This window comes from Methanohalobium evestigatum Z-7303 (genome assembly GCF_000196655.1).
GTDB lineage: Archaea > Halobacteriota > Methanosarcinia > Methanosarcinales > Methanosarcinaceae > Methanohalobium > Methanohalobium evestigatum.
On the sequence record NC_014253.1, the window covers coordinates 886,668 to 900,462 of the forward strand.

12 protein-coding genes are annotated in these 13,795 nt (G+C 37.1%); 2 read left to right on the forward strand and 10 right to left on the reverse strand.

Going from position 1 to position 13,795, the window contains the following annotated elements:
• Positions 1-124 precede the first annotated feature (124 nt).
• The 9 genes from METEV_RS04595 to pylB form a co-directional block, all read right to left on the reverse strand.
• The gene (locus METEV_RS04595; protein ID WP_013194391.1) at positions 125-1,432 is read right to left on the reverse strand and encodes an MFS transporter; all 1,308 of its coding nucleotides are present in this window, start codon (positions 1,430-1,432) and stop codon (positions 125-127) included.
• An 84-nt stretch (positions 1,433-1,516) separates the two neighbouring features.
• Positions 1,517-2,452: a carbohydrate kinase family protein gene (locus METEV_RS04600; protein WP_013194392.1), complete on the reverse strand. Its 936-nt coding sequence runs from the start codon at positions 2,450-2,452 to the stop codon at positions 1,517-1,519.
• 81 nt (positions 2,453-2,533) lie between these two features.
• Positions 2,534-3,370: a class I SAM-dependent methyltransferase gene (locus tag METEV_RS04605; RefSeq protein WP_013194393.1), complete on the reverse strand. Its 837-nt coding sequence runs from the start codon at positions 3,368-3,370 to the stop codon at positions 2,534-2,536.
• A 5-nt stretch (positions 3,371-3,375) separates the two neighbouring features.
• The gene (locus METEV_RS04610; protein WP_013194394.1) at positions 3,376-4,203 is read right to left on the reverse strand and encodes a glycine/sarcosine N-methyltransferase; all 828 of its coding nucleotides are present in this window, start codon (positions 4,201-4,203) and stop codon (positions 3,376-3,378) included.
• Positions 4,204-4,379: 176 nt separating this feature from the next.
• Positions 4,380-5,783 (reverse strand): adenosylhomocysteinase, encoded by a 1,404-nt coding sequence (ahcY, locus tag METEV_RS04615; protein WP_013194395.1) that lies wholly within the window; start codon positions 5,781-5,783, stop codon positions 4,380-4,382.
• Positions 5,784-5,871: 88 nt separating this feature from the next.
• Positions 5,872-7,071 carry a methionine adenosyltransferase gene (metK, locus tag METEV_RS04620; protein ID WP_013194396.1) on the reverse strand — a complete coding sequence of 400 codons (1,200 nt, stop codon included), beginning with the start codon at positions 7,069-7,071 and terminating at the stop codon, positions 5,872-5,874.
• A 484-nt stretch (positions 7,072-7,555) separates the two neighbouring features.
• Positions 7,556-8,338 carry a 3-methylornithyl-N6-L-lysine dehydrogenase PylD gene (gene pylD, locus METEV_RS04625; protein WP_013194397.1) on the reverse strand — a complete coding sequence of 261 codons (783 nt, stop codon included), beginning with the start codon at positions 8,336-8,338 and terminating at the stop codon, positions 7,556-7,558.
• A 2-nt stretch (positions 8,339-8,340) separates the two neighbouring features.
• Positions 8,341-9,453 (reverse strand): 3-methylornithine--L-lysine ligase PylC, encoded by a 1,113-nt coding sequence (gene pylC, locus METEV_RS04630; RefSeq protein WP_013194398.1) that lies wholly within the window; start codon positions 9,451-9,453, stop codon positions 8,341-8,343.
• 4 nt (positions 9,454-9,457) lie between these two features.
• On the reverse strand, positions 9,458-10,510 hold the full coding sequence (gene pylB, locus METEV_RS04635; protein WP_394296169.1) for a methylornithine synthase PylB: 1,053 nt from the start codon (positions 10,508-10,510) through the stop codon (positions 9,458-9,460).
• A gap of 207 nt (positions 10,511-10,717) precedes the next feature.
• Between pylB and cysS the strand changes: the two genes are divergently transcribed.
• Positions 10,718-12,178 (forward strand): cysteine--tRNA ligase, encoded by a 1,461-nt coding sequence (gene cysS, locus METEV_RS04640; protein ID WP_013194400.1) that lies wholly within the window; start codon positions 10,718-10,720, stop codon positions 12,176-12,178.
• A gap of 108 nt (positions 12,179-12,286) precedes the next feature.
• A complete protein-coding gene (locus METEV_RS04645) occupies positions 12,287-13,492 on the forward strand; it encodes a nicotinate phosphoribosyltransferase (protein WP_198008156.1) in 1,206 nt (401 codons plus the stop codon).
• Between the two features lie 16 nt (positions 13,493-13,508).
• Here the strand turns inward: METEV_RS04645 and METEV_RS04650 are convergent, their stop codons facing one another.
• Positions 13,509-13,784, reverse strand: a complete 276-nt coding sequence (locus METEV_RS04650; protein WP_013194402.1) for a hypothetical protein — start codon at positions 13,782-13,784, stop codon at positions 13,509-13,511.
• Positions 13,785-13,795: the final 11 nt, after the last annotated feature.

Here is a 13,795-nt window from a genome sequence, read left to right on the forward strand (position 1 = left end):
GTGAAGAAAAATTCGAACTATTTCAAGAGATGAAACATTTATATATGTAGTTATACCCGCAACAATTATTCTTGTACTAATATCAGTGGCTATGGTAGTATCAATACTTGGAAACGTTTGAATATCACGATTTTTTAAATCCAAGGAGTCTGAACGATAATACAAACACAATATAAATTATAACTGCTGAAATAAAAAATGTTCCAGTACTCAAGTAACCATATAAAAACCCACCAAATATTAAGCCTGCAATACTTGCTAGACTCATAAAACTTCCAGCAAATCCCTGAACAGCTCCCTGATATTTTGGCCCCGCAAATTTTGAAAGAATGGAAAGCACCGATGGCCACATCAACCCATTACCTACAGCAAAGAAAATAGCAGCAATGTATGTTAATATTTCACTTCCTGTTACCAGTAAAAGGAAATTAATCCCAAGCACAAAACTGCCTATAACCACAAGAAAACTATCAGAGTAAACCTTAGCCGCATTACTAAACACCGGACCCTCTACAAACATCATCATAGAACTTAGGACTGTAAAATATAAACCCATATCAGAAACCTGCCATTCGAGCAAATTGAGCGCATGTAACGGGAATGCTGTATAAAATATGTTAAACCCCAAAAATATGAGAAAATAGAGCAAAAGTACATAGGGTATATGATTAATTTTTAAAATACGCTTAAAACCTATCTTTTCAACTTTCTCTCCGCCAGATGAATAAACACCGCATTCCCTTTGCTCATAACCAAATACATCTTTAAGGTTTGTTTTGTCTTCAAACTGGTAAACACATTTTCTGGATTCTGGTACTATAAATAGTATCACTAACGTACCAATGAAAGAGATAATTATCGCTGCAAAAACCGGCGAAAGGTACTGATAGGATATAGCACTTAATATACTCGCAAGAGCCGGACCCACAATAAGACCAAGATTGGTAGTTACCGACATCCACCCATAGTTTTTACTTCTATCTTCTTCACTGGTTATATCTGCAAGGTATGCATTTGCAACAGAAACATTTCCCCCGGTTATGCCGTCAAGAGCCCTTGCAACAAAAAGTATTAAAAGAGGTACAGTCAGGTTAAAACTTCCCAGAATATTGTTATCTATTTCCATCAGGGTAGTTATGGGTATCAACAACGCTATTAAAAATATAAACCACGAAAGCAGTGTTCCAAGCTGGCTCAAAAATAGTATTTTTTTTCTCCCATAAATGTCAGACCAGCGCCCGAGTACCGGAGCCCCAACCAACTGGAATACAGGATACGTTGCCCCTATTATACCATAAATTATAGAGTTACCACCAAACCTGTCAACCAGAAAAACCAGAAAAGGCAAAACTATGCTAAACCCAAGTGTACCAATAAAATTGACCATTAGAAGCGGTAATAAAGATATACCTGAACCCCTTCTCCCAAGCATCAAATTTATGGTATTGATTTCCAGTTTAGTAAATGTTTGTAAATAGATAAAAATCAGAAGTTTCTGGTATGGAAACTGTCTGACTTAAAAGCTCATATCAAAGGATTCTTCAAAACGTTTTTTGAAATCTTCTATTTCAAAATAATGGTTCTGGGTTCCCTGATGTTCAATTTTTATAGCACCCATCAAAGACGCGATTCTTCCGGTGGTTTCCCAGTCAAGGTCGTTTGTCAGACCATAGAGCAATCCTGCCCGGTACGCATCACCACAGCCAGTTGGGTCTTTTAATTCTTTTGGCTCGGCTGCAGGAACATGAATTACTTCATCATCGGTATAGATTAATGAACCTTCAGGACCCTTTGTAATAATCAGTGCATCAAGATATGTGGCAATTTCCTCTTTGTTTTTACCAGTACGGTCACTTATCAGTTGCCATTCATAATCATTAACTGTCAACCATGTTGCCTTATCGATAAAGTCCATGAGTTCTTCTCCGTTAAACATTGGAAGACCCTGCCCGGGGTCAAATATGAAAGGTATCCCTGCATGAACAAACTCTGATGCGTGCTGAACCATCCCGTCTCTGCCATCAGGTGCTACAATTCCTACGGTAGGGTCGTTAGCATCAAGCACCGAATTATGATGTGAATAATTCATAGCCCCGGGATGGAAAGCTGTTATCTGATTGTCATCCATATCTGTTGTTATAAACGCCTGTGCAGTAAATGTTTCATTTAATACTGTGACATGTTCCCGACTGATGTTTTGGTCATCCATCCACTGAGAATAAGGGTCAAAATCCGCACCTACAGTACCCATTGGAAGTGGGTCTCCGCCAAGTAGTTTGAGGTTATAGGCTATATTTCCTGCACATCCTCCGAATTCACGACGTAATTCCGGTACAAGGAAAGATACATTTAATATATGCACTTTATCCGGTAATATATGGTTTTTGAACTGGTCATTAAATACCATGATGTTATCAAAGGCAAATGAACCGCAAATTAAAGCTTTATCCATTGTTTTTACTCCTATTTATGCTTTATATTTAGATTTATAGATGTATTTTATATAAAAAATAAATAAAACAGGGTATTATCATTATTCCTTACGGAAATGGAATATTCCCCATGTTAGGTATCCGCTGTTACCACCGTTTACCCAGTGCTGGAGTCCTTGTTTCATATTATTGATGTATTCCTGACTGACTACATTAGATAGTTCGTCTTCTCTTCTTTTAGTCTCTTTTAATACTCTACCGTAATGGGTTGGCAGCTGAGATGTATGTTCTTCAAATTCTATCTCTTTCATACCGTATTTTTTGGCAGATTCCCGATAGAATCCCGGAGATCCGAGTGATTCCAGATGTATACGGTCAAGAATTGGCTGTAATACTCCTTCTGGACAGTCATCAGTTTGCATTGGGTCTGTGAATATGAAGTCGCCACCACTTTTCAGAACACGGGCAACTTCTTTTATAACCTGTTCACGTTCACCGCTGTGCAGTATTGAATCCTGAGACCACACTACATCAAATGAATCATCTGGATAAGGTAGATTTTCAAAACTACCGTCAACCACTGTTATCAGATGGTCAAGTGCCTGTTCCTCATTCATTTTGCGGTCACGTTCGTTTTCCACTTCACTAAGATTTAGAGCAACTACCTGACATCCATTGTTTCTGGCAAGATATCTGGCAGCTCCACCATAGCCTGCACCTATATCCAAAATTTTACTATTTTTGTTCAAGTTGTTTATTTTAGATGCCATCCTCTCAACTGTACGACGACTGGCATCAAATATTGGCTCATCTTCTGATTGATAAAGACCGACATGAATGTCTTCACCACCCCAGATGGTGAAATAGAAGTTATCGGCATCATTACTGTTATAATATTCCTGTGCTTTATCTACTGCTGTTTTTCCACTTTCTGACATAGTTATTACATCTCCTCATCTTCTTTGTATTCTTTTTCAGCAACATGAAGGAAGAAATCGGGTTCATTTTCCTTGTACGTCTCTTTAAAATCCCCAAGAGTTTTTATTTCTTGGAATCCGACCTCATGCAGAAGTCTTCTTGTGTAATCTTTTCTCAATGGAAACATGTTGAGATAGTAGACTGAGTTGTCCAAGAACTCGTATCTAAACCTTGCAAGCCCTTCATCGACGTGTTCGGGATACACTGAAACACTGTCTCCACAGTAATAATGAGCGTGTTTGCTTGAGTATCCCTGGTCGAGTATAGAGTCATAATTACGCTGGTCAAGTAACAGTACACCGTCGTGTTTTAACAGTGCATAGAATTCAGCCAGTGCCTTCCTTCTGTCGCGTTCATTAAAAAGATGTGTGAATGAATTACCAAGACATAGTATGGCATCAAACTCTTCATGTATATCTTTATTCATCCATCTCCAGTCAGCCTGTACAGTACGCATCAGGTAACCGTATTGCCTGGCGTTTTCAAAGGCTTTGACAAGCATTTCAGGGCTACCGTCTGCACTTACAACTTCAAAACCTGCCTGTAACAACCGCACGGAGTTGAAACCTGTCCCTGTAGCAACATCAAGAACCTTTTTGACTCCTCTTTCTTTCAATATGTTTATTATGGTGTTGCCTTCGCCTTTAGCCCGGCTCTCCCAGTCAATGAGTTCATCCCATTTATCGACGAATCCGGGAACATATTCATCCTGATAATGGTCTGATTCCCTTACTGAAGTTGGTTTTTCTCCAAAATCCTGCTCTTTAGATTCCTGTTCTGTAGATTTATCCATATATATCCTCCTTTGTTTATTTATTTTTTTAATTAACTAATTTTATAAGTTTTGATAATAATTGATTTATTAATACCACATTAATTTGCCATAATGCAGAATGTTTTAAGTAGAAATAGGGAGGGTCCTACCCCTCATTGCAACCCTCCTTACAAAAACATCCACAAATCTATAGTTTAGTACCGATAATGATCCGGTTTATGCGGTCCATCAACAGGGAAACCGATATATTCAGCCTGTTCCTGTGTCATCTTGGTTAGTTTTGCTCCAAGTTTGTCAAGATGCAACCTTGCAACTTCTTCATCCAGTACTTTTGGTAATCGATAGACTCCGATATCCTTTGGATTCTCCCAGAGGTCTATCTGTGCAAGTGTCTGATTTGTGAAACTGTTTGACATCACAAAGCTTGGATGACCTGTTGCAAGTCCGAGGTTGACAAGTCTACCTTCTGCAAGCATATAAATTGAATGACCGTCTGGGAATTCATATTTATCTACCTGCGGCTTGATTTCAACTTTTTCTACATTATTCATTTTGTTTAATTCATCAACCTGGATTTCGTTGTCAAAGTGGCCTATGTTACAGACAATTGCCTGATCTTTCATCTTTGACATGTGGTCGGTTGTAATAACATCACGATTTCCTGTAGTTGTTACATAAATATCTCCGTATGGGAGTGCATCCTCTACAGTCATAACAGAATATCCTTCCATTAATGCCTGAAGTGCACATATTGGGTCACTTTCAGTAACAATTACTCTTGCCTTATGGTTGGCAAGTGCTTCAGCGGAACCTTTACCTACATCTCCATATCCACAGACTACAGCAACCTTACCTGCAACCATTACATCAGTACCACGTTTTATGGCATCTACAAGTGATTCTCTGCATCCATAGATGTTGTCAAACTTGCTTTTTGTAACAGAGTCGTTGACATTTATAGCAGGAACAAGAAGTTCTCCGTCTTTTTCCCAGTGATATAACCTGTGAACACCGGTGGTTGTCTCTTCTGAAACACCCTTCCATTCAGCAACTGCTTTATGCCAAAATTGTGGGTCTTCAGCCTGTGAATCTTTCAGTATTTTGTTTTGAGCCATCAGGTCTTTGTTTTCTGTTGGTTCATCAAGGATAGATGGATTGTCTTCTGCTTCATATCCACGATGCATCATCAGGGTTGCATCTCCACCATCATCCACTATAAGATGTGGACCTTTGCCATCTGACCATGTTAATGCCTGTTTGGTGCACCACCAGTATTCATCAACGGTTTCACCTTTCCAGGCAAAAACAGGGATACCTTCCGCTGCTATCGCAGCTGCAGCTTCATCCTGGGTTGAGAATATATTACATGATGCCCAGCGTACATCAGCACCGAGTTCAACCAGTGTTTCAATAAGGACAGCAGTCTGAACAGTCATATGAAGACTGCCGCTAACACGTGCTCCTTTAAGTGGTTTTTGAGGACCATATTTTTCACGTGTAGCTATAAGCCCTGGCATTTCCTTTTCAGCCATATTTATTTGCTTACGGCCTAATTCAGCCAGACCTATATCTTTAATCTTGTAATCATTATTTGTCATTTTTTCACCGTAGTTAATCCTATTTTTCTTAATTTTTGTCCAAATCTTGTCCGGTTTGAACCGGTGATGATTGTTATTTAAATTATAATCATTTTACAACGTTGAGATTGAATTTTTCTCTCAGACTATCCACTTTGTCAAGCTGTTCCCATGGGAATATGTCCCTGCCAAAATGACCGTATGTAGATGCTTCCCTGTATGACCAACCTTTTGGATTCAACAATTCAAGGTCATCTATCAGGGCTGCTGGTCTGAAATCAAATATTTCACCAGATTCCAGTACATCCTGGATTTCCTGATCTTCTACCACTCCTGTACCATAGGTATCAACGTTTATACTGAGCGGTTTGGCAACACCTATTGCATATGCAACCTGGATTTCACATTTATCAGCAAGACCTGCTGCTACAATATTTTTGGCTGCATGTCTTGCATAGTATGCTGCTGAACGGTCGACCTTGGATGGATCTTTACCAGAGAAAGCACCTCCTCCATGACTGCCTACTCCACCATAGGTATCAACAATTATTTTACGGCCGGTAAGCCCTGCATCTGCATAAGGACCGCCAAGAACAAATGAACCTGTTGGATTGATGAAATATTCTGTATCAGACCTCAGCAATCCTGTAGGTTCAAGAACATCATTAACAAGGTCTACTATGTCGTTACGTACTTTTTCAAGCGGTACATCATCTGTCTGCTGAGATACGACTACCGTTGTTATATGATCTGGTTTCCCGTTTACATATTTTATTGACACCTGTGATTTAGAATCCGGTCTTAGATAAGACAGCTTACCTTCTTTACGGACAGTATCAAGATACTGCAGTAATCTGTGACTATATGCAATTGGAGCAGGCATAAATTCAGGGGTTTCATTGGTGGCGTAACCAAACATCATTCCTTGGTCACCTGCACCCTGATCTTCATACAATCCCATACCTTCAGTTACACCCATTGATATATCAGGGGATTGTTCATGAATCTTTGACATATATTCAAAGGACTGGTCCCAGAAAAGAAGGTCTTCACAGTCATATCCGATATCCCTTACTATATCACGTGCTATATTTTCTGTGTTTATCTGGTCCATTCCTTTACAGGTTATTTCACCTGCATTTATCAAAAGGTCATGTGCAACAAGTGTTTCACATGCTACACGGCTGTCCTTATCGGCTGCCAGACATGCATCCAAAACTGCATCTGATACCTGGTCACACACTTTATCTGGATGTCCAGAGCCGACTGCTTCTGAGGTGAATACGTGGTCATATTTGAGTTTGCTCATATTTTACACTCCTATTTTTTGATTCATAGTTCCGAGTGAACGGAAAAAATAAAACGTTAGAACGTATACTTATCAATTATATTATCAATGATTATTACGAACTGGTATCTCCATCCTTAAAACTATGTTTATAAGAAAAGTCCCTTACGAATGAAGATTCATTTTCCGTCATCAAAATAGTTATTCCACCATAGTTGAAATGTTTATTATAATTTTGTATATTGATTTTTTATACATACCATTTAATTAATTATAACATTCTCCAATACGAGTTCATAATATATAAGTGTTACTGAAAATACAGGCATTTAGAATTCCTCATGTCCAAAATAAAAGTTTACAAAGGCTTAATTTCAAAAATAAGGGATTCTAATAGCTTTTTTAGATACCAAATTAAATCAAATAATATTAAGTTATATATCATATATGTTAGTTATCACAAATAAGTGTTACTATTAACCCTGTAAAAAATTTACAATCCGATTTAAATTACCGAATAAAGCATTGAAGCAACACCTATAAGAAGTGGTTCCATAACCAAATCAACATCATAATCATTTCCCAACTCTGGACTGAGTCCACATGGAATTCCGGGAGTTGACACAAGGCATCTTTCTGATATCATATCTTTTGTAATGGTATTTTCATTGGGAGTGGCTTCAAAAACCATACAGAACTTTTTACCATCCCTGTGGATATCGTACGGATGTACCCCCAATTCCTGTACAGCACTATTAAGAGCCTCATTATCCGGGTCATATGCATAAACATTAAAACCTTTTCTTATCAGATGCGATGCTCCTGCATACCCCACCTTACCAAGACCTATAACAAGAATATCCTTGGTATCTGCATATTTACATCTGGATGCTATTTCTGCATAAATCACTCCTGTACAGACATGATTAGTTGCAATTTTACCGTTTCGGAGATTGTGAGCAATGAAAACATAATCATCCGCCATCAATAAAATATCTGCATTTTGGTTGACAGCCTCATAATATCCGGCAACATCAGTGTGATTTGTAATAAATCCATCCAGTTTCAGATAATTTGTTATTGTAAAGAGAGATTCTGCAAAATTATCAATAATTCCATTGCCTGCTGTTATGGGTATAATTCCGATTTTTTCATTTCCAAGCCTTGTATTATATACCGATTCACAGATATCCCTTATCCCTTGACCAGTAGCCCTTTTGATAATGTCATTATTTTTTTCAAATTGTCTGGATACATTGTACAAATCATCTGGTGTTAATAACGTCATATTTACTGCCCCATTATATAATTACATTTTAAAACCTGATGGGTTTCTTTTATAATCGAATATCCCATATCTCTTAAATCTTTTACAGTTGATTCATCACCGCCCCACATTACCAGTGTAAAAGCCGGATTACTTCCACTACATTTGAATATTTCCAACCCATTGGAACAATAAAACTGTGAATATTCTGTAGCATTGGACAATATTTGTTCATCTACAGGAACCAAATCCCCACCGCTTAGCATTACGTGTTCAAGCGTACAATAATTTTCTTGGATTTTACCATTAATTTCCCAGATATCGCCATAAAAAGCCTGCATTAAAAGATTCAAAAGATTGATTCCTGTTGAATGATAAACCACTATAGGCGTTTGACTCGGGAAACGGGCATCAATTTCAATAACTCTTAAATCATCAGGATTTTTTATAGCTTCCACATCCATTATACCTTTCAGTCCAAGGTTTGAAGCAAGTTTGTAGGCTATTTTCCTAAATTCAATATCATGTTCCAGGGGTGTGACCATGTGGCAGTCGTATTTTTCATCAATATGGACTATGGTTTCCTTTACAACCGCAAAATTTGTCCCGTCTCCTACTACTTCAAGAGATACTACATCACCTTCAATAAATTCCTCGATAATTTTCAGTTCATCTGTTTTAGAGTCCAGATATTTATTATCATGGATTATGGATACTCCTATACTGCTACTCTCAGAAAGTGGTTTTATAATACACGGTAATTTACATGGATAATCCTTTGGTGTCGGTATATTAATTGACTTGAAATATTGTTTGGACTTCTGTTTATCACTGCTTATACGATAGGCATTAAAATCAAAAAGTAGAGGACAGTACAGGTTATTTACGATATTTTCCAAAAAGTTAATTGTTGATTGATTTTCATTTACCGGAAGTATTGCATCAACATTGTGGGATATATCGACAAGTTTTTCAGGGTTTTCTATGATGTCAAAATTATAAAATTCATCCACCAAATCTCTTATAAGAGGTTTTTCATGCCTGTCTATCAATAAAACCTTCATTCCCGATTTTTTGGCAAGATAGGTTACTTCAAATCCCTGAAGTTTACCGCCTATTATAGCAATAGTATTCATTTTTTTATAAACCGATTATTTGATTGAATTCGGATTGTTTTGCAGGTTCCATTCCCATAGTCTTTAAACGGGACACAACATTTTCCACATTTCTGTTTCTCTTTTCCAAATCTCTATCGTAGTTTACAACTCCTTCAAGAGTTGTATTGGATGGTATTATTGAAGTTACAACATTGGCTCCTGAATTAAGTCTTTTAACCATGCCATCGATTCCTTCTATATCAAGAGATGCAGGTATCAACTTGTCGGGAAACATTAATCTCAGTATTGATATAATCTTTAATTCCTGCTCACTGGAAGACTGTCTCTGATTTTCAAGTGGTGTTCCTTCCTGAGGGGTAAAAGTCATTGCTCGGACCATATCAGGGTTATTATTTTCCATACCCCTTAATGATTTTATAAGAGATTCAATGTCCGGCTCTATTCCTGATAGAATTCCATCCTCTACACAAAAACCTATTTTTTTGGCAAATTTTCTGGCATTAATACGGTCTCTAAATGACTGACCCACTCTTATTCTCTCATATAGGTCTTTATCATACGTTTCCTGATAAAGTGCAAGAAAATCAGCGCCAGAATTATAAAGATTTTCCAGAGTATCATTGTCCACTACACCGGGTGATACCATAATGGGCAAATCCAGTTCATTTTTAACATTTTTCACAATATCAACAAGTAGATGAGGGTTGTTATGATAATACGGATCTTCGCCCATTGTCAGGTCTACCATATGAATCTGTTTACCTTTAAAAGATGAACAAATTCTAAGAATTTCATCAGTACTTAAACGATACCTGGAAATGTTGTTTAATTTATTATAATAGCAAAATGAGCATTCATTTTTGCAGTATGTTGAAAAATAGATGAAACTATACAAAAACACCTTATTACCAGTGAATTTGTCCCTGACAATTCTTGACACCTGATATAATTTATCAAGTTCTTTATGGTTTTCAGTAGATAACAGATGTTTTATTTCAGAATCCGATAAACCTCTGCCGTTTATTATATCCTGCACAAATTCATTAAGGTCATAATTATCCATATTTTCAAACAAAAGGTTCACCTTGTACCTTAATCCATAGTATCGCTTAAGCAATGATATAGTTATAATGATTTCATACGATTTATTTTCACATGAATTATATACAACTTTCTGACATATTCATCATTATATTTTAATTCTGCTATACGAATAAATATAGTGATAGTATATTGATAAAGCACAAATCTTATATAACAACTTGGAAGACATTTTTTTATTATGAGCATCAAGCTTTACAACTCGCTCACCAATAAAGTTGAATCCTTTATCCCGGTAGATGACAAGTTTGTAAGGATGTATAACTGCGGTCCTACCGTATATGGCAGGGTACATATAGGAAATATACGAAGTTTTTTGATGGCAGACCTGCTCAAACGTTTTTTAAATCTTGAAGGTTATCAGGTTAGACAGGCTATGAATATTACAGATGTCGGTCATATGACATCTGATTCTGATGAAGGTGAAGACAAACTACAGGTTGCTGCCGATAAAGAAAAACTTGACCCTTGGAAAATTGCAGACAAATATAAGCAATTGTTTATAGATGACCTGAATAAACTGAATATAGATGATGCAGATGTTTATCCTCGTGCAACCCAGCATATTAATGAAATGATAGAGGTAATTAAAAAACTCATAGATAATGGATATGCATATGTTTCAGGTGGAAATGTCTATTTTGATATAACCAAATTTCCTGAATATGGAAAACTCTCAGGAAATGTTCTGGAAAAATTACAATCCCAAGAACGTGCTGTATACGACCCCTACAAACGCAACCCTCAGGATTTTGTTCTCTGGTTTTCGCATTCCAAATACAAAAACCACATCATGAACTGGGATTCTCCATGGGGCGAGGGATACCCCGGATGGCATATTGAATGTTCAGCAATGGCGTTGAAATATCTCACAGATGCATTCAATAAACATTTTGATTCTGAAAAATCCACTACAATTGACATTCATACAGGCGGAGAAGATAACAAATTTCCACACCATGAATGTGAAATAGCCCAGAGTGAAGGTGCTACAGGACAGAAATTTGTCAATTACTGGATGCATGTAACCCATCTTCTGGTAGAAGGAGACAAAATGTCAAAATCTTTAAACAATATTTATACTCTCCCAGACATCCTCAATCAGGGATATAAACCAGAAGCGGTACGTTATGTTCTGCTTACTACCCATTACCGACAAAAACTCAATTTTACTTTTAAAAATCTACAGGCATCACAGAATGCCATTGACAGACTGCAGGAATTAATATTTAACCTGAAACATATAGGAAATGAATCAGGTGATTTTGAAGCTGAAAAATTTGCAGAAAAGGTTAAAGACGACTTTATCAAAGAACTGGAAAACGACCTGAATATAGCAGGAGCAATCGGTGTTCTTTTTGAAGCAGTAAAAACCATTAATAAATCCCTTACAAATATCGGACAACAGGAAGCAGATATATTATTGGATATGCTCAAAGATGTAGATAAAGTGCTGGGAGTACTGGATTTTAGTGAACAGGCACCCCTTGAAAAAGAAATACAGGAACTTATAGAACAAAGAGATAGAGCAAGGGATTCAAAAGATTTTGCTACTGCTGACAAAATACGTGATAATCTAAAAAAACGCGGCATCCACCTTATTGATACTCCAGAAGGAACAATCTGGAAACGTGAACAATGACCAGCAATCAAACATCGGTTGTATGGGTTTATAATAATCAATTTTAAATAATTATTTGATTTATTAACGTTTCAAGTTTTATAACAATATACATCAATAGAGAAGGATATGATGCCAGAGTTTCATCTAGTAAGTGAAGAAGACATTCGCAGTGGGAAAACAACTGATATTTATTTTGAGAATATAATGGAGATTTTTAACAAGAAAGGTGTTGGCAATGAGAATGTAGTTGCTGAATTTACTGCTTCCTCATTACCGGATGAATGGAGATGGGGAGTATTTGCAGGACTGGATGAAGTCTTGTGTCTGCTCGAAGGTAAAAACGTTGATATTTATGCCTTACCCGAAGGTACTGTTTTTAGGCATCAGGATACAGAAGGTGTAAATACACCCGTCATGTTTATTGAAGGGTCATACAAAAAATTCTGCATTTACGAAACCCCCATACTTGGATTAATCTGCCACCCATCAGGCGTTGCTACAAAATCAGCAAGGGTTAAAAAGGCAGCTAAAAGTTGTGATGTGATGTCTTTTGGAATACGGAGGATGCATCCCGGTATAGCCCCAGTTATAGACCGTGCCGCCTATATCGGAGGATGTGATTCCGTTTCCTGCATAGCCGGTGCTGAGGAAGTAGGTATTGAACCCAAGGGAACAATGCCTCATGCCCTTAGTATTATATTTGGAGATCCAAAAAAGGCATACAAAGCATTTGATGATGTATTATCAAAAGACATCGCCAGAATAGCACTTGTTGATACATATTATGATGAGACTATAGAATCTTTTATGGCAGCCGAAGCAATGGGAGAAAACCTTTACGGAATCCGACTTGACACTCCTACATCAAGAAGAGGAAATCTGAAAAAGATTGCACAGGAAATAAAATGGGAACTGAAATGTAGAGGAGTGGATGCAAGAATTATTGCATCAGGTGGAATTAATGAATACACAATCCCAGAATTAAGAAAAGCTGGTGTTGATGGTTTTGGAGTTGGCACCACTATATCAAATGCTGATACCATCGATTTTTCAATGGATATTGTTGAAATGGATGGAAAACCTTCTGCAAAAAGAGGGAAGTTCAGCGAGAAAAAACAGGCATACCGCTGTCCTGAATGTATGACATACAAAACAAAGTTATGGAACAAAGAGGATATACCGGTCTGTAAATGCGGAAATAAAATGGTACCCATGCTGCAGAAATTCATGGAAAACGGTAAGATTCTGGATGATTACCCATCAGCACTGGACTTGAAAACAAACGTTACCAATCAATTACAAAAACTTGAAGCCGACTGGTTTAATGATTAAAAATAATTATCACATTTTAATCCTCTGTGATATGAGTAGTTACATTTGATATACCGTCAAAATAATTCATCAGGTACTGTTTTATACTGTTGGCTATAAAATTCCTGTCTTCTATGAGCAAATCGGATTTGATTTTAACGCCAAGTTCAATGCTAACACCCTCCAAAGATTCGGTTATATTTACTTTATAACAATCGGATACAAAATCCAGTGAATTTACTACATAGCATATAGCCAGTTTATTACCCATGGAATAATCATCATTTGAATATGGAACCAGTTTGTATTTCATTTAAAAGACCT

Excerpts from the sequence above, each read along its gene's own strand:
- METEV_RS04595 (WP_013194391.1), bottom strand. The coding sequence starts at position 1,432 with ATGCTTGGGAGAAGGGGTTCAGGTATATCTTTATTACCGCTTCTAATG.
- METEV_RS04600 (WP_013194392.1), bottom strand. The coding sequence starts at position 2,452 with ATGGATAAAGCTTTAATTTGCGGTTCATTTGCCTTTGATAACATCATG.
- METEV_RS04605 (WP_013194393.1), bottom strand. The coding sequence starts at position 3,370 with ATGTCAGAAAGTGGAAAAACAGCAGTAGATAAAGCACAGGAATATTAT.
- METEV_RS04610 (WP_013194394.1), bottom strand. The coding sequence starts at position 4,203 with ATGGATAAATCTACAGAACAGGAATCTAAAGAGCAGGATTTTGGAGAA.
- ahcY (WP_013194395.1), bottom strand. The coding sequence starts at position 5,783 with ATGACAAATAATGATTACAAGATTAAAGATATAGGTCTGGCTGAATTA.
- metK (WP_013194396.1), bottom strand. The coding sequence starts at position 7,071 with ATGAGCAAACTCAAATATGACCACGTATTCACCTCAGAAGCAGTCGGC.
- pylD (WP_013194397.1), bottom strand. The coding sequence starts at position 8,338 with ATGACGTTATTAACACCAGATGATTTGTACAATGTATCCAGACAATTT.
- pylC (WP_013194398.1), bottom strand. The coding sequence starts at position 9,453 with ATGAATACTATTGCTATAATAGGCGGTAAACTTCAGGGATTTGAAGTA.
- cysS (WP_013194400.1), top strand. The coding sequence starts at position 10,718 with ATGAGCATCAAGCTTTACAACTCGCTCACCAATAAAGTTGAATCCTTT.
- METEV_RS04645 (WP_198008156.1), top strand. The coding sequence starts at position 12,287 with ATGATGCCAGAGTTTCATCTAGTAAGTGAAGAAGACATTCGCAGTGGG.
- METEV_RS04650 (WP_013194402.1), bottom strand. The coding sequence starts at position 13,784 with ATGAAATACAAACTGGTTCCATATTCAAATGATGATTATTCCATGGGT.